Origin of the sequence: Tahibacter soli (assembly GCF_025717065.2) — a bacterium.
GTDB classification, from domain to species: domain Bacteria; phylum Pseudomonadota; class Gammaproteobacteria; order Xanthomonadales; family Rhodanobacteraceae; genus Tahibacter; species Tahibacter soli.
The window spans coordinates 39817-60168 of sequence record NZ_JAOVZO020000021.1; the positions used below are offsets into that span (position 1 = coordinate 39817).

The 20352-nt window shown below is 68.8% G+C and carries 20 protein-coding genes and 1 pseudogene; 9 read left to right on the forward strand and 12 right to left on the reverse strand.

Annotated features, from left to right (window positions below):
- Positions 1 to 2: 2 nt before the first annotated feature.
- The 6 genes from OD750_RS25440 to OD750_RS25465 all read right to left on the reverse strand — a co-directional run bounded on the left by OD750_RS25440 (position 3) and on the right by OD750_RS25465 (position 3379).
- Positions 3 to 881, reverse strand: coding sequence for a fused MFS/spermidine synthase (locus OD750_RS25440; RefSeq protein ID WP_263543957.1), 879 nt, complete (start codon positions 879 to 881; stop codon positions 3 to 5).
- Positions 882 to 905: 24 nt separating this feature from the next.
- Positions 906 to 1574: an STAS domain-containing protein gene (locus tag OD750_RS25445; RefSeq protein ID WP_272842158.1), complete on the reverse strand. Its 669-nt coding sequence runs from the start codon at positions 1572 to 1574 to the stop codon at positions 906 to 908.
- A 5-nt stretch (positions 1575 to 1579) separates the two neighbouring features.
- Positions 1580 to 2002 (reverse strand): hypothetical protein, encoded by a 423-nt coding sequence (locus OD750_RS25450; protein WP_263543955.1) that lies wholly within the window; start codon positions 2000 to 2002, stop codon positions 1580 to 1582.
- 97 nt (positions 2003 to 2099) lie between these two features.
- Positions 2100 to 2579: a hypothetical protein gene (locus tag OD750_RS25455; protein WP_263543954.1), complete on the reverse strand. Its 480-nt coding sequence runs from the start codon at positions 2577 to 2579 to the stop codon at positions 2100 to 2102.
- A gap of 31 nt (positions 2580 to 2610) precedes the next feature.
- On the reverse strand, positions 2611 to 2865 hold the full coding sequence (locus OD750_RS25460) for a helix-turn-helix domain-containing protein (protein WP_263543953.1): 255 nt from the start codon (positions 2863 to 2865) through the stop codon (positions 2611 to 2613).
- Position 2866: 1 nt separating this feature from the next.
- Positions 2867 to 3379 (reverse strand): DUF2975 domain-containing protein, encoded by a 513-nt coding sequence (locus OD750_RS25465; RefSeq protein ID WP_263543952.1) that lies wholly within the window; start codon positions 3377 to 3379, stop codon positions 2867 to 2869.
- A 120-nt stretch (positions 3380 to 3499) separates the two neighbouring features.
- On the opposite strand from OD750_RS25465, the gene OD750_RS25470 reads away from it, so the two are divergent.
- Complete coding sequence (locus tag OD750_RS25470; protein ID WP_263543951.1) at positions 3500 to 4207, forward strand: class I SAM-dependent methyltransferase; 708 nt, start codon at positions 3500 to 3502, stop codon at positions 4205 to 4207.
- A 60-nt stretch (positions 4208 to 4267) separates the two neighbouring features.
- Here OD750_RS25470 and OD750_RS25475 read toward each other — a convergent pair whose 3' ends face one another.
- Entirely contained in the window at positions 4268 to 5758 is a 1491-nt protein-coding gene (locus OD750_RS25475) for a glycosyl hydrolase family 18 protein (protein WP_263543950.1), read from the reverse strand.
- Between the two features lie 455 nt (positions 5759 to 6213).
- Between OD750_RS25475 and OD750_RS25480 the strand changes: the two genes are divergently transcribed.
- Genes OD750_RS25480 through OD750_RS25495 form a run of 4 tightly spaced genes read left to right on the forward strand, consistent with a single transcriptional unit; the run spans position 6214 to position 10942 of the window.
- Positions 6214 to 7527 (forward strand): c-type cytochrome, encoded by a 1314-nt coding sequence (locus OD750_RS25480; RefSeq protein WP_263543949.1) that lies wholly within the window; start codon positions 6214 to 6216, stop codon positions 7525 to 7527.
- Positions 7528 to 7543: 16 nt separating this feature from the next.
- Positions 7544 to 8035: a (2Fe-2S)-binding protein gene (locus OD750_RS25485; RefSeq protein ID WP_263543948.1), complete on the forward strand. Its 492-nt coding sequence runs from the start codon at positions 7544 to 7546 to the stop codon at positions 8033 to 8035.
- Positions 8032 to 10341, forward strand: a complete 2310-nt coding sequence (locus tag OD750_RS25490; RefSeq protein ID WP_263543947.1) for a xanthine dehydrogenase family protein molybdopterin-binding subunit — start codon at positions 8032 to 8034, stop codon at positions 10339 to 10341. Before OD750_RS25485 ends, OD750_RS25490 begins: the two co-directional genes overlap by 4 nt.
- A gap of 55 nt (positions 10342 to 10396) precedes the next feature.
- Positions 10397 to 10942 carry a Dps family protein gene (locus tag OD750_RS25495; protein WP_263543946.1) on the forward strand — a complete coding sequence of 182 codons (546 nt, stop codon included), beginning with the start codon at positions 10397 to 10399 and terminating at the stop codon, positions 10940 to 10942.
- A gap of 18 nt (positions 10943 to 10960) precedes the next feature.
- On the opposite strand, the gene OD750_RS25500 is transcribed toward OD750_RS25495, so the two are convergent.
- On the reverse strand, positions 10961 to 12343 hold the full coding sequence (locus OD750_RS25500; protein ID WP_263543945.1) for a serine hydrolase domain-containing protein: 1383 nt from the start codon (positions 12341 to 12343) through the stop codon (positions 10961 to 10963).
- Positions 12344 to 12475: 132 nt separating this feature from the next.
- On the opposite strand from OD750_RS25500, the gene OD750_RS25505 reads away from it, so the two are divergent.
- A complete protein-coding gene (locus OD750_RS25505) occupies positions 12476 to 15202 on the forward strand; it encodes a YVTN family beta-propeller repeat protein (protein ID WP_263543944.1) in 2727 nt (908 codons plus the stop codon).
- A 92-nt stretch (positions 15203 to 15294) separates the two neighbouring features.
- On the forward strand, positions 15295 to 15969 hold the full coding sequence (locus OD750_RS25510; RefSeq protein ID WP_263543943.1) for a DJ-1/PfpI family protein: 675 nt from the start codon (positions 15295 to 15297) through the stop codon (positions 15967 to 15969).
- On the opposite strand, the gene OD750_RS25515 is transcribed toward OD750_RS25510, so the two are convergent.
- The 4 genes from OD750_RS25515 to OD750_RS25530 form a co-directional block, all read right to left on the reverse strand.
- The gene (locus OD750_RS25515; protein ID WP_263543942.1) at positions 15966 to 16169 is read right to left on the reverse strand and encodes a type 2 periplasmic-binding domain-containing protein; all 204 of its coding nucleotides are present in this window, start codon (positions 16167 to 16169) and stop codon (positions 15966 to 15968) included. The genes OD750_RS25510 and OD750_RS25515 overlap by 4 nt on opposite strands.
- A gap of 120 nt (positions 16170 to 16289) precedes the next feature.
- Complete coding sequence (locus OD750_RS25520) at positions 16290 to 17018, reverse strand: siderophore-interacting protein (RefSeq protein ID WP_263543941.1); 729 nt, start codon at positions 17016 to 17018, stop codon at positions 16290 to 16292.
- Positions 17019 to 17023: 5 nt separating this feature from the next.
- Positions 17024 to 17722, reverse strand: a complete 699-nt coding sequence (locus tag OD750_RS25525) for an O-methyltransferase (RefSeq protein ID WP_263543940.1) — start codon at positions 17720 to 17722, stop codon at positions 17024 to 17026.
- Positions 17710 to 17841 (reverse strand): hypothetical protein, encoded by a 132-nt coding sequence (locus OD750_RS25530; RefSeq protein ID WP_263543939.1) that lies wholly within the window; start codon positions 17839 to 17841, stop codon positions 17710 to 17712. The genes OD750_RS25525 and OD750_RS25530 overlap by 13 nt, the downstream gene beginning before the upstream one ends.
- A gap of 29 nt (positions 17842 to 17870) precedes the next feature.
- On the opposite strand from OD750_RS25530, the gene OD750_RS25535 reads away from it, so the two are divergent.
- Both OD750_RS25535 and OD750_RS25540 read left to right on the forward strand, forming a co-directional pair.
- Positions 17871 to 18707, forward strand: coding sequence for an AraC family transcriptional regulator (locus OD750_RS25535; RefSeq protein ID WP_263543938.1), 837 nt, complete (start codon positions 17871 to 17873; stop codon positions 18705 to 18707).
- A 288-nt stretch (positions 18708 to 18995) separates the two neighbouring features.
- Positions 18996 to 20352: pseudogene (locus tag OD750_RS25540) on the forward strand (hypothetical protein); the annotation flags it as partial.

Consider the following 20352-nt stretch of genomic DNA (forward strand, 5'->3'; position numbering starts at 1 on the left):
TGCTACGCCCGCGGCCGGTGCAGCGCCGCGTGCACGCGCACGATCACCGGCATCAGGTACATCTGCGAAACCGGCAGTTGCGGCAGCACGTGCGGCGGTCTGGCGTGTTCGGGTGCGGCGATCGCGGGCTCCGACCGGAACGCGTAGACGATCCGGTTGGCGCCGCGATTCTCGCTGAGCGCGAACGTGACGGCGAAGACGTCGGCGAGGCGATCGGCGATCGGATGCGCGCGGGCGCCGGAGAGGTTCATCACGAGCACGCCGCCGTCGCGCAGCGCGCGCCGGCAGTCGTCGAGAAACGCCGGCGTCGAGAGATTCGGCGGAACGCCGTCGCGCGTATAGGCGTCCACGAGCAGCACGTCGTAGCGACGGCGCGCGCGTTTGACGAAGTCGGCGCCGTCGCCGGGAACGACGCGAAACCGCGCGTCGTCCGGCGGCACGTGGAATTCGTCGCGCAGCGCGACGACGTGCGGGTTGATTTCGACGACGTCGATGCGCGCGTCCGGCAGTTCGCGATAGCAGAACTTCGCCAGAGAACCGCCGCCCAGACCGATCATCGCGATGCGGCGGGGGCGCGGCTGGAACACGAGGAATCCCGTCATCGCGCGCGTGTATTCCTCCGCCAGCGAAAACGGAAACGCCTTGAGCATGAGGCTCTGTGTTTCGCTCGACGAAAAATGCAGCGACTTGTGGCGCAGGGTTTCGCGAACGAACGGAACGTAGTTTTCGCTCGATGCGTCGGGCGCGACGGCGGTTCGGCGGCGTGAGAGACGCTCGCGCAGCCGGCGCAGGAAACGCAGGAACCGCACGCCGACGTCGTAGCGGATCAGGCGCAGCGCGCCGCCGCGGATCGGATTTCTCGTTCGAGGTTGCGTCGGCATCGTGCGATTCGACAGCGCGCGGCGTCACGCCCGCAGCGTCGCCTCGGCGCGCGCCCATTCGACGGCCTGCGCGAAATGGTCGGCGAAGCGCAGCTGGCGCCCGTCGGGCACGACGCGCATCTGCGCGAGGATGCGGCGAGGCTGTTCGCGCAGACCCGACAGGATCACGCGCGTGCCGAGACGTTCGCACCGGTCGAGAAACTGGCGCAGCGCGGTGACGCCGCTGGCGTCGATCAGCGGCACGAGGCGCATGCGCAGAATGAAGACGGCCGGCGGTTGCGGCAGGCGGTCGAGCACGCCGTCGAGGCGATTGGCGACGGCGAAGAACAGCGGACCCGAAATCCGGAACGCTTCGACCGCCGGCGGCAGCTGCGCGCGCTGGTCGCCGTCGTCGGCGCCGTCGCCGTCGCCGTCGTCTTCGATCAACGAAATCTGCGACCCCAGTTCGACGACTTCGCTCATGCGATGCATGAACAGGAACGCCGCGAGCACGAGGCCGACTTCGATGGCGACGGTGAGGTCGAACATGACGGTCAGCGCGAACGTGACGAGCAGCACCGCGCGGTCGCCGATCGGGCCGTGCAGCAGATGGCGGAAGCTCTCGAGGTCGGACATCTGCCACGCCACGACCAGCAGCACCGCCGCGAGCACGGCCAGCGGCACGTAGCCCATCAGCGGCGCCAGCACGAGCATGAAAATCAGCAGGAACGCGGCATGCGCGATGCCAGCGACGGGCGTGCGGCCGCCGGAGCGGCGACGGCGGCGGCGATCACGGCGATCAGAAAACCGGGCCATGCGGGACGCCAGCGGCGGATCGCAAGATTCAGCGCGAGAGAGGCCGCCGCCAAGAGGACCGTCGTCGGCGTGAAGGTGCCGGCGTGTTCGGCGTAGGCGCGCCAGCGGTCGAAGAACTCGGCGGGTACCGCGCCCATGTGCAGCCCGAACAGATCCTTGATCTGGCTGGAGAAGATGCTGACCGCGAGCGGCAGCGCGACGATCGCGACGGTGAGGCCCGCGACGAGGTCGCGGCGCAGGTCGTGCGCGCGATAGCCGCCGCGCAGCACCGTCAGCAGCTTCGGCTCGTAGATCTGACGCAGACGATGAGTATCCAGGCCGTGCATGGACGGGCCGCAGCACCGATCGGGAAGACAGCGATCGGTCGAGGGTAGCCGAGTTCCGTCGTTTCGGCACTATCCGCGAAGGTCGGTCGAGGCGCGGTCAGGTGCCTGCGGCCGTCGACGCCGCGGGCGCGCGATCGATCGCGGCGCTTTTTGCGCCGACGACGTACGTGCGCCACGCATAGCCCCACGGAATCACGAGCGCCAGCAGCGGCAGCGCGAGAAACGATTCGGCGACCGGCTGCGCGGACGAGCCTTCCATCGTCCCGGCGCGCCACAGCGGCACGGCGACGAAGGCCAGCCAGACCGTCTTGTAGCCGATCGCGAAGAACAGGATCGGCAGCCAGCGCAGCGGCTGCAGCAGGCCGAACAGCGCGAGGACCGGATAGGTCGCCCACACGGCCCACGCGACGGCCGCCAGCGGCACCCACGGACCCTCGTGCGTCAGCAGCACGCGCCACGCGGTTGGCGCGACGAACACCAGCATCAGGAGATAGAAGAGGCGCAAGCCCCAGATGTGGATCGGGCGCACGCCATCGTGGCGTTGCGGGTCGGAGCGGAAGGCGTCGGCGAAGTTCATGGTCGTTCCTCGGTGTGCGCAGCCTGTGAAGTCAGGCGTCGGATTCGTCGTCGTCGTGCGCGACCGCGCCGTCCGCCGGATCGTCCCGGCGCACCTCGAGCAGATCGCCGGGCTGACAGTCGAGCGCGACGCAGATCGCCTCGAGCGTGGAGAAGCGGATCGCCTTGGCCTTGCCGGTCTTGAGGATCGACAGGTTGGCGACGGTGATGTCGACGCGCGCCGCAAGCTCGGTCAGCGTCATGCGGCGTTCGTACAGTTTTTCGTCAAGGCGGACCAGGATCGCCATGTCACACCGTGCCTTCGAGGTCGTCGCGCATCTGCGCGCCGCGCGCGAACACGCCGGCGAGCACGAAGAGCAGCAGCACCGCGAGCCACGGCGCGAACGAGAACGCGTCGATCTTGCCGGGTTCCCACACGACGGCCGCGATTGCCGCGACGACGAGTCGCAAGCCTTCGAGCGCCGCGACGCGCCACGCGATCGCGTCGAGGCGCTGCGCGTTTTCGTCAATGAACGGATCGCCGACGCGTACCGTGTCGACGATCGCTCCCAGCCGCCGCAGGATCGTGTGCACGATCGCCGCGCCGGCGATGCCAACGACGACGATGGCGCGCAGTCCGGTTCCCAGCAGCGGATGCGCGTTCACCATGTCGAAGCCGAGCGGCCGGTGCGGCCACTGGTCGATGAAGAAGCTCCAGATCAGCAAGGCCGCGAGGCCGAGCGCGTATACGACGTTGAGGACGATCAGGCCGCGGATGACGGGCCTCGCGACGGCAAGGGCGTGGACGCTGGTGCGGGTCATGGCGCTGTCTCCGGTTGTATCGTTAATCGATGCTAGTCGTATCGATAATCGATATGCAACGGGTCGAACGTCATGGTGCGGCGGTTGACGTGGTCAAACACATGCAACATTATTAGTTGCATGAAAATCGATCAACGATCCCACAGCGACGACCTCCTCACCCATTTCAACGACGCGACCGCCGTCGCGCGCTACGCGGAAGGTCCGCGGCGGTTCGTGCCCGGCGTCGAGGCCGTGCATCGCATGGCCGGCATCCTGATCGCCGAACGCGTCGGCGCGGACGCGTCGGTGCTCGTGCTCGGCGCCGGCGGCGGTCTCGAGCTCAAGGCGTTCGCCGACGCGTACCCCGGCTGGACGTTCGACGGCGTCGATCCCGCGCGCGAGATGCTCGCGCTGGCCCGCCGCACGCTCGGCGCGCACGCGCCGCGCGCGCGTCTGCACGAAGGGTTGATCGACGTCGCGCCCGACGGTCCGTTCGACGCGGGCGTGTGCCTCTTGACCTTGCACTTTCTCGCGCCGGACGAGCGGCTTCGAACGCTCGCGCAGGTGCATCGGCGCCTTGCGCCCGGCGCGCCGTTCGTCGCGATGCACGCGAGTTTTCCGCAAGAGGCCGACGCGCGAACGGTCTGGCTGTCGCGCTACGCGGCGTACGCGCTGGCGTCCGGCGCCGATCCGGAACAGGTGCGCGACGCGCATGCCGCGGTGACCGCGCACCTGCAGACGTTGTCGCCTGCGCACGACGAAGCGCTGCTGCGCGCCGCCGGTTTCAGCGATGTGGAAGTTTTCTATACCGCGTTCACGTTTCGCGGCTGGATCGCTTACGCGTGACGCGGGCATCGACCGCGGCGCAAGGCGCCGCGGTCGATGCAGTTCAGACGCGATGCGCGGTCACTGGCACGGACCGTTGCTCGTCCACGGCTGGCCGGTGCCCGGGCCGCCGTTGTTCGTCGCCGGATCGTTGCCCTGCGTCCACCAGTTCGCGGTGTAGTTGACGTTGTTACGGCTCGCCTTGTTGCCGCCCACATAGACCTGCGTCGCGCTCCACGCGGGCTGGCACGTGCCGCCGGTGCCGCCGCCGAGCACCTGATTGCGCACGTTCACGGCGTTCGCGCCGTTGAACAGGAACACCGGGCTCGCCGGCGTGAACGTCGCGGCATTCGGCGCCGACAGCGAATAGCCCGAGGCGAGCACCGCGCCGGACAACGCCGTCTCGGAGAGCGTGCACGACTCGCCGCCGACGAGGCCCGCGATCGATCCGCCGGCCGGCGGCTTGAACGTCGTCGACTTCGTGCCCGAGGTACCGCACACCGCCTGCACGGTGATGTTCGGCTGCGTCGTGATCTTCGTCGCGTCGCCCGAATACACGGCCGTGACCGCGATCGAAGCCGGGCCGGGCGTCACGGGGCCGGTGGCCGCCTTGAACGTGTTGTAGAACTGGAACAGCGACTGCGACACCTGCGAATACTCGCCGAGCGATCCGCTGCCGGGACGGTCGCGCTGCAGCGCCCAGTACGACAGATGGCCCACGCCCTTGGCCTGCGCGAACTGCGTGATCGTCGTCGCGTCGGCCGTGGTGAACGTTTCGCCGGCCACGTCGTTCACGCCGATCATCGGCGTGATGCCGAGCATCGCCCACAACTGCGCGTTGGTCTTGCCGGGATAGATCGGCGCGAGCTGCGCGACGGCCGCCGTCGCGGCCGACTGCGTGAGCTGCGCCATCGTCGAACCGTTGTGGTACGAGCCGCCGAAATCCATCGTCATGAGGTTGACGATGTCGAGCGTCGCGCCGGCCGTGGCCGCGCTCTGCACGGCGGCCACGCCGAAATGATCGAGACCGCCGCCGCCCCAGCTCGGATGCACCGGCACCGACGGCAAGGTCAGCGAAACGTACAGATTGGGATATTTCAACCGCAGCGCCTTGATCGCGGCGTTGCGCGTGGTGTTGAGCGCGGGGTTGCCGAGCTGGCCGCCTTCGACGTCGAAGTCGATCGCGCGCACGCCGGTCGTCTGCAGCATGCCGTCGATGAGATTGGTCAGCTGCGTGGCGCTGCAGGTCGATTCGAGATAGGTGCCGTTGGCGCCGCCGAACGAGATGATCACGCGGCCGCCGGCGTTCTGGAACGCGACGATGTCGCTCTGCATGTTCGAAACGGAATTGTCGACCGTGCACCCGCCGGCGCTGACGACGAAGGCGAGGGTGGCGGCGTTGAGCCCCATCTTGTTGCGCGCGTCCACGAGGCTGGTGACGGCGTAGGTCGTATTGCCGTAGCCCCAGGTGTAGAAATACGGCGCGAGCTGCGCCGCGCCCGCCGACGCGGCGCCTGCGAGCAGCGCGACGCCGAGGGTGGTGCGCAAAAGTGTCGATCGTACGGTTTTCACGGTGATCTTCCTCCCGGTTTTTCGAAGTGGCGGCCGGGATCGCCGCAGCCGCGCCGGTGCGGCGACGACGGCTCAGGGGGCCGTGGATCGCCGGGCGGCGGCGCTTGCGCGGCGTCCTCGACCGTGCGCGACAGTCTTCCGTGAAGTCATGAATGACATCGTTGTCAAATCACCGTTAGGAGCGCGCGTTTTATATTTCGCTGGCAAATTCCGTTGTGGCATATGAGGCGTCGGTCACGTTCGGCGAAGCCGCAGCGCCGGCAGTCGGCGGACGATCGCATCCGCCCCGCGAAGGGGCGGCGCTCGCCTGCGTGCATGCTCGACGTTGGTCGAAGCCGGTCGGACGTCGCGCAAACGCCCGACAGGAGTAAAGTGGCGCCTGCGACGCCGGTATGGATTCCCGCAACCCAGGCAGGGCAACGACCGCGTTGCCGACCGAGGCGATGGAGGTCGACGTGATCAAGCGCATGGTGCTGGGACTGCTGGGCCTGATCGCGGCAGCCGTCGTCGGCTTGCTGATCCTCGCCTACCGGCCCGCTATCGATCCGATCGAGCCCCCGTCCGCCACGACGTTTTCGCCGGCGCTCGTCGCGCAGGGAGAAGTGCTCGCCGGCGCCGGCTACTGTGCCACCTGCCACACGGCCAAGGGCGGCGCGGCCTACGCCGGCGGCTACGCGATGAAGACCGGTTTCGGCACGATCTATTCGACCAACATCACGCCCGACGCCGCGACCGGCATCGGCCGGTGGTCGGAAGAAGCCTTCCGCCGCGCGATGCGGCAAGGCGTCGCGCGCGACGGCTCGCATCTGTTTCCCGCGTTTCCGTACCAGCACTTCAACCAGGTCGGCGACGACGACCTCAAGGCGCTCTACGCGTATCTCATGACGCGCGAGCCGGTCGCCGCGCCGCCGCGCGAACCCGATATTCCTTTTCCGCTGAATCGACGCGTGCTGCAGGCGGGTTGGAAATTGCTGTTTTTCCGCAACGACGCCTACGGCCCGATCACCGGCGGGACGCCCGAGTGGAATCGCGGCGCGTATCTGGCCGAAGGCTTGAGCCATTGCTCGGCATGCCATAGCCCGCGCAACGGACTCGGCGCGGAGAAAACCGGCGCGGACGAACGCTATGCCGGCGCGGCGATCGACGACTGGTACGCGCCGCCGTTGAACGCCGCGAACCGCGCGCCGGTCGCGTGGACGAAGGACGAACTGTTCGCGTACCTGCGCACCGGCGCCACCGCGCTGCACGGCGTCGCCGCCGGGCCGATGTCGCCGGTGGTCCACGACGGCCTGTCGAAGCTTCCCGATGCCGACGTGATGGCCATCGCGACGTATTTCGCCGACCGCTTCGGCGCCGCGGGCGAGCGCGCCGCGCCGGACGCGGCGCTGGCCAAGGTGCTGGCGGCGTCGGCGGGCGGCGGCGGGCCGGTCGACCACGGCGCGAATCTCTACGACGCGGCATGCGCGTCCTGTCACTACAACAGCGGGCCGATGCCGTTGCTCGTGCGGCCGGAGCTCGGCCTCAACAGCGCCCTGACCGCGGCCGATCCGTCCAGCCTGATCCAGGTGATCCTGCACGGCGTCGCCGTCGACGAAGGGCTGCCCGGCGCGATGATGCCGGGGTTCGCGCAATCGCTGAGCGATACCGACATCGCGCAGCTCGCGTCATGGCTGCGCCGCAGCCGCACCGACCAGCCGCCGTGGCCGGATCTCGACCGGCAGGTCGCCGTGCTGCGCACGCAATCCGAATCCTCCCGTTCCACGCACTGACGCCGGAGTCCAGCCCATGAGCCAGTTCCAACTCAACGGACGTCCGGTCAGCGTGGAAGCCGAGGACGACACGCCGCTCCTGTGGGCGATTCGCGACGACCTCAAGTTGACGGGCACCAAGTTCGGCTGCGGCATCGGCTTCTGCGGCGCCTGCACCGTGCATCTCAACGGCCGCGCGATACGTTCGTGCATCACGCCGGTGGGCGCGGTCGCCGGACAGCACGTGACCACCATCGAAGGACTGCAGCCGGCCGGGCAGCATCCGCTGCAGAAGGCATGGGTCGCGGCGCAGGCGCCGCAATGCGGCTACTGCCAGCCCGGGCAGATCATGCAGGCGGCGACGCTGCTCGCGGATTTTCCGAATCCCACCGATGCGCAGATCGACGCGGTGATGGCCGGAAGCCTGTGCCGGTGCATGGCCTACGTGCGCATCCGCAAGGCGATCCGGCTGGCGGCGGCGGAAATGCGCGCGGCCGCACAGCCGGCGACGGAAGGAGCGCGGCCGTGAACGCGTCGATTCGGCCGGACGGGAAGGACGACCGCCTGCCGTCGCCGGCGCGCCGCCGTTTCCTGATCGGCGCGGTCGGCACCGGCTTCGTCATGGCGTTCGCCGATGCCTCGCAGATCCTGCCCGGCACGCCGGAACAGGCGATAGCGGAAAAGGTATACGATCCTGCATTGTGGTTCCGCATCGATTCCAACGGCGTCGTCACCGTCAACGTCATCCGCGCGGAAATGGGGCAGCACGTCGGCACGGCGCTGGCGCGCATCGTCGCCGACGAACTCGAGGCGAACTGGGCCGACGTGCGCATCGAGCACGTCGACACCGATCCGAAGTGGGGCCTGATGGTCACCGGCGGCAGCTGGTCGGTATGGCAGAGTTTTCCGCTGCTGAGCCAGGCCGGCGCGGCGGGGCGCATCGCGCTGGTCGAGGAAGGCGCGAAGCTGCTGGGCGTGGCGCCGGACGCGTGCGTGGCGCGCGACAGCGTGGTGCGCGCGGGTGCGCGTTCGATCTCCTATGCCGACATCGTCAAGCGCGGCAATCTCAGCCGCAGCTATTCGGCCGAGGCCTTGAAGGCGATGCCGGTCAAGCCGGTGTCGGAGCGCCGGCTGATCGGCGTCGACACGCAGGCGATCGACATTCCCGGCAAGACCGACGGCACGGCGGTCTACGGCATCGACGCGCACGTCGACGGCATGGTGTACGCGCGGCCGAAGATTCCGCCGACGCGCAACGGTTCGAAAGTCGTTTCCGTCGACGACTCGGCCGCCAAGACGGTCAAGGGATATTTGAGCTGCGCGACGCTGGACGATCCGTCGGGTACCGTGCCCGGCTGGGTGATGGTGTTCGCCGATTCCACGCATGCCGCGATCAAGGCCGCCGATCGCGTGAAAGTGACCTGGCAGAACGACGATACCGCCGGCGTTTCCGAACGTAACCTGCTCGATCACGCCGCGAAGCTCATCGGCGACGCGAGCGCCGGCGCGACCGTCGTGAACGACGCCGGCGTCGACGAGGCTTTCGCCAAGGCGGCGTCCACGCTGCAGCAGGACTACACCACCGCGAGCGTGCTGCACTTCCAGCTCGAGCCGGTCAATGCGACGGCGCTGCAGAAGAACGGCATCTGGGAAATCCACACCGGCAACCAGTGGCAGTCGCTGATCCTGCCGACGCTGGCCAAGGCGCTGGGCGTCGGCGAAGACAAGGTGGTGATGCGCACGTACCTGCTAGGCGGCGGTTTCGGCCGCCGCCTGAACGGCGACTACGCGGTGCCGGCGGCGCTGGCGTCGAAGGCGCTCGGCAAGCCGGTCAAGATGATCTGCACGCGCGCCGACGACGTGCGCTTCGATTCGTTTCGTTCGCCGTCGCTGCAGCGCCTGCGCATGGGCTTCGACGCGGCGGGCAAGGTCGTCGCGATGCAGCACGACGCGTGCGCGGGCTGGCCGACGCAGGTCATGGTTCCGAGCTTCATGCCGAAAGGAAAGAACGACCGGCCCTACGATCCGTTCGCCATCGCCGGCGCGGACCACTGGTACAACGTCGGCGCGCACCGGGTGCGCGCGATTTCGAACGACCTCGCCAATCGTGCGTTCCGGCCGGGCTGGCTGCGGTCGGTAGGCCCGGGCTGGACCAACTGGGCGCTGGAGTGCTTCATCGACGAAGCCGCGCACAAGCAGGGCGTCGATCCGCTGACGTTCCGGCTGAACCTGCTCGACGCGTCGGGCGGCAACGCCGGCAGCGCCCCCAATGCCGTCGGCGGCGCGAAACGCCAGGCCGCGGTGCTTCGCCGCGTCGCCGAAATGGCCGGCTGGGGCAATGCGCTGCCGCAGGATACGGGGCTCGGCATCGCGACGTCGTTCGGCCAGGAACGCGACATGCCGACGTGGGTGACGTGCGTCGCGCGCGTCAGGGCGAATCGGACCACCGGCGTGGTAAAAGTGGAAAAACTCTTTCTCGTCGCCGACGCCGGTACCATCGTGCACCCCGACGGCGCGCTGGCGCAGATGGAAGGCGCGGCGCTGTGGGGGCTGAGCATGGCGCTGCACGAGGGCACGCAGTTCGAGGACGGCCAGGTGCGCGATACCAACCTCAACACGTACACGCCGCTGCGCATCGGCGACGTGCCCGACCTGCAGATCGAATTCGTCGCCAGCACCGAAGCGGCCGTGGGCCTGGGCGAACCGGCGACGACGGTGGTCGCGCCGGCCGTCGGCAACGCGATTTTCGCGGCGACGGGCGTGCGGCTCCGGCATATTCCGATGCGTCCGCAGGCGCTGCTCGATGCGTTGAAGAAGCCGGCAGGCCCGTCGTGAGCGCCGGCGATCAATATCGTAGAACCATCCACATTGTTGCCAAAGAGGAACGCAAATGGCGAAGAAGAAAGTATCGAACGAAGCCGATCTAAAACGTCGCCGTCAGGCGCCGCTGATCACGCCGACCGACCTGAAAACGGGCGCGACGCGCGACATCGCCGGCGGACTGAACGGCATACTCGCCGACGTGTTCGCGCTGTACCTGAAGACGAAGAATTTTCACTGGCACATGAGCGGCCCGCATTTTCGCGACTATCACCTGCTGCTCGACGAGCAGGCCGACCAGCTCTACGCGATGACCGACCCGATCGCCGAACGCATTCGCAAGGTGGGCGGCACGACGCTGCGTTCGATCGGCCACATCGCGCGCCTCGCGCGCGTGTCCGACAACGACGCGGACTACGTCGAACCGCTCGACATGCTGGCCGAGCTGCGCGAAGACAACAAGTCGCTGGCCGGGCGTCTGCGCGAAGTCCATGACGTCTGCGACGAGCACCGCGACATCGCGTCGGCCAGCCTCATCGAGAACTGGATCGACGAGACCGAACGCCGCACGTGGTTTCTGTTCGAGGCGAGCCGCGTCGGCAAGGGCGGCGGCTGATCCGCGTATCCGCCGCGCTCAGTCGAGCGCGGCGAGCACCTGCGCCGCGAATTTCGCGATGTCGAACTTCGCGCCCGCGGGATCCTCGCCGCGCCGCACGAGCACCACGCTGCGGCTCGGCACGACGACGACGTACTGCCCGCGGTTGCCGATCGCGACGAGCGTGTCGGCCGGAACGCCGGGCGAGCGGTTGAGCAGCCAGAACGTCGCGCCGTAGCCGAAGTCGCCGGTCGGCGGCTGCGGTCCCGACGGCGTCGCGACGTACTGCCGCCAGCCCTCGGGCAGCACGCGCTCGCCGAGGAACACGCCGTCGTTCTGGTAGAGCAGGCCGAACCGCGCGAGGTCGCGCGCCGTCGACCACACCTGGCTCGACAACACGTAGTTGCCGTGCCAGTCGGTTTCCGGAACGGTGCGCGTCATGCCGATCTTCCACAGCAGCCGGGCGAACGGAAACGCCAGCGCCTCGCCGTCGTCGCCGATGCGTTCGCGCAGGCCGCGCACGGCGAGCACGATGTCGTTGTTGGCGTAGCGGAACGTCGAGCCCGGCGGCATCAAGAGCGGCGCGGCGGCCGAGTCCTGGTCGACCGTCGCGCCGCCGAAGTACAGCGCGTCGGTGCGGTTGCCGGCGGTGGCGCCGGACAGGCCGCTCGCCATGCGCAAAAGGTTGTCGGTGGTGATGACCGGTCGCGGATCGCCCGGCTGCTGCCACTGCGCGATCGACACGGGCTTGGCCGGGTCGATCCGTCCCTCCTTGCGCGCGACGCCGATCAGCGTGCCGGCCAGGCTCTTGGCGACCGACCACGTCCGCTGCGACACGTGCGGTCCGAAACCTTCGCGGTACTTCTCGGCGACGATGCGACCGCGCTGGACGACGACGACGGCCGTGGTTTCACTGCCGTCGCCGTAGTGCCTGCCGTCGAACGCGAGGTCGACGCCGCGCGCCAGCGCGCGCCGGTCGCCGCGCGCGCGTCCCGTGGCTTGCTTGTCGCCCAGGGGCCACGGCTTGCCGTCGAGATTCGGCGCCGGTGCGTCGAAGCGCGGCAGCGTCGCCACGGCGTCGATCGTCGCGCCGGCCGGCAGCTGCGCGCAGCCGAGATTGGGGCGCCACGCGGCGATGCGCGGCGGCGCCGCGTCGTCGAACGCGACCGAGACGATCTTGCGCTGCGCGTCGACGTTCGCGGCGAGCGTGGGCACGATCGCGTCGTACTCTGGATAGATGCCCTTGAGTTCCAGCGCGGACATCTGCGCCTCGCTGCGGCCCGCATTGAAGATTCCGCTGCAGAGCGTGAGCGCCTTGTAGCCGGCGGCGATCGCGCGCTCGTACGGGCCGGGCGGTTTCGGTTGCGCGGCCGCGACGGCGCAGATGCACAGGCACAGCAGCAGGGCGGCAAAGCGTTTCATGCGGGCGAAGCTCCGGTGTTGCGCGAGGCGGGTCCGCCATTCTGGCGCATTCGGGCATGACGATCGCGAGTGCCGAAAAACGTAAGCCTCGACAGAGCCCCCGCGCCGAGGGCCACGAACAGGGGTCACGTCATGCTATCGCCGGCCATTCTTTGCCGATTCGCCGTGCTGTGCGCCGCGTTCTGGGCATTGCCCGCGTCCGCCGCGCCGTTCGCGTACGTCGCCAACGCCGATTCGGACGACGTCTCGGTGATCGACATCGCGACGAACGCCGTCGTTGCGACGGTGCCGGTCGGCGACGAGCCCTACGGCGTCGGCATCACGCCCGACAATCGCTACGTCTACGTCGCGAACCACCTGGGCAACTCGCTCTCGGTGATCGATGCGAAGACGAACACCGTCACGGCGACCGTCGCGAACGTCTGCGCGAACCCGGCATTCGTCGAACCGACGCCGGACGGCACCGAGATGTGGGTCAGCTGCCTCGGCGAAACGCGCGTCGTCGTCGTCAATCGCGCGACGCACACGGTCACGCGCTGGCTGGTGTTCCAGACCCAGCCACACGGCATCACGTTCAACGCGGACGGCTCGCGCGTCTATGTCGCGAGCTTCGGCAACGCGACGGTGCGCGTGCACCGCGCCGACGTGCTGTGGGAGCTCAAGCAGGTGCCGAGCGGCATCGCGCCGACCGACGTGCAGATCGAGCCTTCCGGCGTCTTCGCGTGGGTGCTGTCGAGCGGCGAGTCGCGCATCACCAACATCGATCTGGCGACGAACCGCACGGACCGCACGCAGTGGTTCAGCGCGCCGCCGTTCAGCCTGACGATCCATCCGGACGGCGCGCGGATCTACGTGACGCTGCCCTCGGCGGGCCTCGTCTCGCGGTTCAACCCGTCCACGTTCGGGCAGTCGACGATCAACGTCGGCGGCACGCCGATGGGCATCGACCGCAGCGCCGACGGCAGCCGCCTCTACGTCGCGAACGAGAACGGCTACGTCACGGTGCTCGACACGGCGACGAACGCGATCGTCGCGACGATTCCGGTCGGATCGAAGCCGCGTTCGCACGGCCGCTTCGTCGCGAAAGGCTTTCTGCCGCCCGACTCGGTGCCCGAAGTGCCGTCGAACGTCGTCGCGACGGCCGGCGTCGCGCAGGTTTCGGTCGCGTTCTCGGCGGGCGGCGACGGCGGAGGACCGATCCTGCGCTACACGGCCACCTGCGGCACGCAGTCGCAGACCGGCATGGCATCGCCGATCGTCGTTTCGAACCTCGCGATCGGCACGCCGGTGACGTGCACGGTCGTCGCGACGAACGCGCTCGGCGACGGCGCGGCGTCGGCGCCGTCGAACGCGGCGACGCCTTACGCGATCGTGCCGGCGGCGCCGGCCGGCGTCGTCGCGACGGCCGGCGACTACGCGATCGCCGTCGCGTTCGCGACGCCGTACGACGGCCATTCGGCGATCACGCAGTACACGGCGACGTGTGCGACGCCCGATATCGCAAGCCCGTTCACCGCCGTCGGCCCGACGTCGCCGATCACCGTGATCGGGACGCCGAATGCGCATTCGTATACGTGTACGGTTTTTGCGACGAACGCGATCGGCGACGGCGCGGCATCGGCGCCGTCGGCTGCCGCCATGCCGGACGCCGCGCCGCCGCGGCCGACCATCCAGACGCCGGTGCGCGGCAACGGACAGCTCACCGTCGCGTTCGCGCCGGTCGCAGCGCCCAACGGCTACAGCGCGATCACGAGCTGGACGCTGACCTGCGGTTCGCGGCAGGTGTCCGGCGCATCGTCGCCGCTCGTCGTCACCGGCCTGACCAACGGCGTGCCGCAGACGTGCACGGTCGTCGCGAGAAACGCGCGCGGCGACAGTCCGCCGTCCGAACCGTCGGCGGCCGTGGCGCCGGCCACGGTGCCGGATGCGCCGGAGATCGTCGGCGTCGCGCGCGGCAACGGCATGGTCACCGTGTCGTTCGTGCCGCCCGCGTACAACGGCGGCATGCCGGTGACCGGCTACATCGTCCGCTGCGGCACGCAGGCGGTGTTCGGCGGCAATCTGTCGCTGCCGGTTTCCGGGCTCGCGAACGGCGTGCCGGTGACGTGCACGGTGCTCGCGCGCAACGACGTCGGCGACGGCGCGCCGTCGGCACCGTCGGAAAGCGTGACGCCGGCGACCGTGCCGGACGCGCCGACGCTGACGTCGGTCGCGAGCGGCGACGGCTCCGCGCAGCTCGTGTTCGCCGCGCCGGCGCAGGACGGCGGCGCGGACGTCTCGGGCTACCGCGCCTCGTGCGCGCCGGGCGCGCATGCGGCGAACGGCACGGCGTCGCCGCTCGTCGTGGAAGGCCTGACGAACGGACAGACGTATACCTGTTCCGTCGTCGCGACCAACGAGATCGGCACGGGCGTCGCATCGGCCGGCCTTGCGGTCGTGCCGCGACGCGTCGCGGACCTTTCGGTCGCGATCGACAACGGCACGTCGTTCATCGCGGGCGGCGCCACGACGACCTATCTGATCGACGTGGCGAACGGCGCCGCGGCCGGCGTCGCCGGCGTGCGCGTGCGCACCGCGTTCGGGCAGGGGTTCGTCGATCTCGCGTGGGCGTGCAGCGCGCAGGCCGGCTCGCAGTGCCCGGCGAGCGGCAGCGGCGAGATCGACGCGCTCGTCGATATGGCCGGCCAGTCGGGCGTGACGTTCCTCGTGACGGCGACGGTCGCCGCGCAACCCGAGGCGCCGGTGAGCGGCACCGCGACGATCGCGGCGCCGAACAGCGTCGACGATCCGGTCGCGTCGAACGATACCGCGACGGACGGCCCCGACGCGGTCGGCATCTTCGCGGACGGCTTCGAGTAGGCGAGGGCGCGGCGCGTGATGGGCGGCCGATACGATTCGCGCTATGCAAAAGGTATAAGTATTCGCCGAACCGTGCCCGCGAGGAGACGATCGTGAAAGAAGCGCCGCTGTTCGAGATCGTCATCCCGATCTACCGGGAAGTGGATCTCATGGACGTTGCCGCACCGGTCGAGATGTTCAGCTGGATGGCCGAACTGTGGGAGGCGCGCAAGGCGAAGGTCGTGCTCGCCGCCGAAAGCCCGCATCCGATCAAGACGCGCGACGGCCTGACGCTGACGCCCGATGCCACGTTCGACGACTTCCGCGAATGCGGACGACAGGCGCAGCTGATCTGGGTGCCCGGCGGAAACGTTTCCGCGTTGAACCGGCTGATGGAAGGCGGGCCCTACCTCGACTTCCTCGTGGCGCAGGCCGACAGGGCCGACTACGTCTGCTCGGTCTGCGAGGGCGCGATGCTGCTGGCGGCGGCGGGCCTTCTGGACGGCTATTGCGCGACCACCCACTGGGCGTTCATTCCGTGCTTCGCCGCGTTCCCGGAAATCCGTGTCGCGGAAGGTTTTCCGCGCTACGTGATCGATCGCAACCGCGTGACCGGCGGCGGTATTTCGTCGGGACTCGACGAAGCGCTGGCGGTCGTGGCGCTGCTGGCCGGCGACGACATCGCGAAAAGCGTGCAGATGACGACGCAGTATTTTCCGGAGCCGCCGTTCACGCAGACGATTGTGCCGGCAACGGCGTGTCCGCTGGACCTCGGCGTCGCCAACTAGCGGCCGGCCGATTCGCGGTCTCTCGCCGGAAGCGCCATCGCGGGATGGCGCGCCAGATCGATGAACGCGCGCAGCGCGGACGACATGCGGCGCTGGCGCGGGTAGCACGGCATGAAACCCGGAAAGCGCGGGCACCCGTCGTCGAGAACGCGGACCAGCCGGCCGGCGGCGACGAGGTCGTCGACGCAGGTGTCGATCATAGCCGGTGCGCAGAGGCTTCCAGCGGGTGCTCCGCTGCGCAATGGATGTGGCTGGACTTCGCAAACCATGCGGCGCCCTACAGCGCGGCCGTTCGTCCGATGCCGGCGACAGCCGGCCTTTCAGTCCAGTCCCGTCCTGCCCGGTGCCCAGTACGGCTTCGCGAGAATCCGCGAAGACGGCACATCGAGCGCTTTCAGCGCACGGCGCAGCCGCTGGATCGAGGCGGCCTTGCCCGTCAGGACGAACGTCGCGCCGGCGGCGGCGAGCGGCGGCAGACGGCGCTCGACGTCCGCGAGATGCGCGTCGTCGTCCGTCCGCTCGAACACCTCGGCGGCGCCGAGATCGAGTCGCGCGAGCGCCGCACGCGCCTCGGTGGCGGCGTTCGTTTCGAACAGGCACCGCAGCGCTCCGCTCGCGGTCGCCGCGGCGCGAGCCAGCCCGATCGAGGTTTCGTCGCCGAACACCAGGCGCAGACTTGCGGCCCGTCCGACGTCGAGCGACGCGCGCGGACCGAAGACGTCGCAGTCGTCGCCCGCTTTCGCACGAGCGATCCAGGCACTGCCCGGCCCGTTGCCGTGCGCATAGCCCAGGATGCGGGTTAGTCCGGCCGCCGCGTCCCAGTCGATCGGCGTGAAGGTTCGTGCGACGAAGGCCGATCCCATCGCGACCTGCACTTTCTGTCCGGGCACCCAGGCAAGCCCTTTGAATTCGGTGCTTTCCAGCGTGATCAGTCGAAAACCTTCGGCAACCGTTTCGGCCTCGACGATGCGTGCGTGTTTCATCAGCAGGCGAATCAGCGCGCGGTTGAGCGGCCCCGGTCGACGCGCGGGCGGGGCTTCGGCGTGCATGGGCGTCATCGCGTCACCACGCTCAGCTCGTTGCCCCGACCCGCGTTGATCGGAATCGGCTGCGACAGATAGCCGTTCGCGGGATCGCGCACATGGGCGAGGTATTCGTTGCCGTGCTCGAACGCGTTTTCCGCGAGGATCGGCGTGCCGGATTTCAGATGCGGCGCCAGCAGCTCGAGCACCGGCAGATAGAGGCTGAAGGCGCCGTCGAGCAGGACGAAATCGATTTCGCCGCCGATGTCGGCGAGCGTATCGCGCGCGTCGCCGACGCGGATTTCGACGAGGTCGGCGAGCCCCGCCGCTTCGAGATTGGCGTGCGCGCGCAGCGCCTTGGAGGGTTCCAGTTCGGTGCCGATCAGGTGTCCGCCGCCCATGTCGCGCAGCGCGGCGGCGAGATAGATCGTCGAGATTCCCATCGACGTGCCGAACTCGACGATGCGCGTCGCCTTGCGCGCACGGGCGCACTGGTACAGAAACCGGCCGTATTCCGGCGTCACGTTGAGAAAGTTGTCGGCGTAGCCGCGATAGAACGCGCGCAGGTCGCGGCGTTCCTCGGCGATGTGTCCCGCGATCGCCTCGCCGAGCGCCTGTTCGGACGCCTCGGCACCCGCGAACCGTTCCATCAGCGGCCGATCGGCGTGGGCGGCTTCGTCGAACAGTCGCTGCAAGGTCCGGGCGACGCGCCCGGTGCTCAGGGAATCCATGGTTTCGTGCGCTCCGAATCGATGGCGGCGGAAGATCCCGGCGCCTTTGCCGCATCGTAGGTACGGACGGTCTTGGCAGCATTGGGCAACTTCGCCAAGATATTCGGAATTTCAGCCACGCTTCGCTCCGCCCGGCGACCGAACGACCATGCCCGTCCTTACTGCCGATTCGGACATCGCCGAATGGATCGACCCCGACCTCGTGCCGCGCCCGGTCGTGACGATCGGCGCGACGGGCTTCGTGATCGCGCGCGGCGGCCCGCACGACGCGAATTTCGACGACCGGCAGGAACTCGATTTCCACAGCCATCGCAAGGGCCAGCTGATGCTCGCGCTGAACGGCGTACTGACCGGCGAGATCGAAGGCGGCTTCTGGATCGTGCCGCCGCAAAGCGCGATCTGGGTGCCGGGCGGCGTGTTGCACAAGATCAAGGCGGCCGGCGCGATCGAGTGCTACATCGCCTACATCGACTCGAGCGTCGCGTCGAACCTGCCGGCGTATTGCTGCACGGTTTCCGCGACGCCGCTGCTGCGCGAGCTTCTGATCCGTTCGGCCGGCCTTCCGATGCTGTACGCCGAGGGCGGCATGGCGTCGAACCTGGTCGCGCTGCTGCTCGACGAACTCGCGCTGGCGCCGATCGGCAATCTGCACCTGCCGATGCCGGCCGACACGCGGCTGCGCCGCATCGTCGAGACGATCATGGCCGAGCCCGCCGACCGCGGAACGATGCGGACGTGGGCCCGGCGCACGGGGCTGAGCGAACGCACGCTCGCGCGGCTGCTCGCGCGGGAAACCGGCATGAGCTTCGGGCGCTGGCGCCAGCAGCTGCACCTGATGCTGGCGGTGCGCTGGCTCGCGACCGGCGCGTCGGTGCAGCGGGTGGCGAACGACCTCGGCTACGAGAGCGCCGGCAGCTTCGTGACGATGTTCCGCAAGGCGCTCGGCACGTCGCCCGGTCGCTACATCGCGCAGCGGCGCTCCTGAGCGTCGCTACGACCAAAGTCGCCAAGGCGCATGACGGACAAGATCCGGCCCTGGCGGAGGCCCTGTCGTCGATCGCCGATTTCGCCCCGCGATGGCATTCGCACGCGCACTCGGAAAAGTCCGATTCCCATACGCGACCGTCGTCCTCTACGTTCGGCCAGAGGCGGCGTACAGCGCCGTGACAGGGATGTCTCGATGCCCGTTCGAAGCTTACCGTTGATGGTGGCAATCGGCGCGGCGCTCTTTTCGGTCGCCACCGCACACGCCCAATCCCCACCCGACCCACTCGTGCTGCGCGGCAATGCGAGCGTGCCGGCCTATGTCGAGTACGACAAAAAGGTGCGCGCGTCCGAACAACTCTCGCCGCTCGGCGGCGAGCTGTTCGGCGAAGATATCTCGTTGTATACCGGCGCGACCGAGTTCAGCCACGTCGACATCGACATCCCCGGCAACAACGCATTGCCGGTGCAGCTGCGCCGCCGCTTCGTCGTCAGCGCACTCGTGCCCGATCAGGCGCACGACCCGAGAGGCGGTCCCGGTAACGCATTCGGCGGACTGGCGAACTGGGATGTCGAGGTGCCGTACGTCTACGGCACGTTCGACAGCCACTACGGCTGGAACATTCCGCTCGGCTCGAACGTCCAGCAACCGCGCTGCTCGCAGAATTTCGCGCCTCGGAAGACCGCGCCGAACGTCACGATCCGGGACGTGTGGTCGGGCAACAAGGTGCATATTCCTGGTCGCGGCGATAAGGAAATCCTGCGGCTCGACGCGAGCTACCCGCCGCTGCAGTACCCGACCGACGGCCGTGCGCCGACGTGGTCGACGAGCGAGTTCGACGCGTTCGCCTGCACGCCGCATGCCGTGTCGTCGAACGGCGAAGGCTTCGTCATGACGACGCCGGCGGGCATCACCTACACGTTCGACGTGTACCGCGAACGCGCCTATGCGTCGGTCGAGGCCGGCGGCAACACGAACCTGCGCAAGGTGGTGTACCTGCTCGCGAGTTCCGTCGCGGATCGCTACGGCAACACCGTGACGTACACGTACGACGACGTCGGCCGCCCGACGTCGATTCGCGACAACGGCGACGGTCGCGAGATCCGGCTGACCTACGACGCGACGAGCAGCCGCCTGCTCACGAGCGCATCGGTCACCGTCGCGATTCCGGGCCAGTCGACGCAGACGCGCACGTGGCGTTACGCCTACGAGGACGGTGCCGACGGCCTGTCGCGCCTGAAAACCGTCACCCTCCCCGATGCCGTGTCGCAGTGGGCATTCGACTACCACTACAACGCGCCGGGCGATCCCGACCCGGCGCCCGACACGTATCTGTACGTTCAGTATCTGCCGCCGAAGCCGTCGAACAACGAATGCGCGGCGGCCACGTTCCAGCCGGCCCGGTTCTCGTTGCGCATCACGCACCCGTCCGGCGCGAACGGCGACTTCCGGTTCGGGATGGGGCGCCAGCAGCGCACGGTACCGCAGCCGAACTGCCCGACCGGCGGCGGCCAGTTCCTCAAGACACCGTACGTCGACACGTACAGCCTGACGTCGAAAACGATCTCCGATACGGCCGACACGTCGAGCACCTGGCGCTACGTGTTCCAGCTCGGCGCGTGCACGCGCTGCACGAACACGGTGG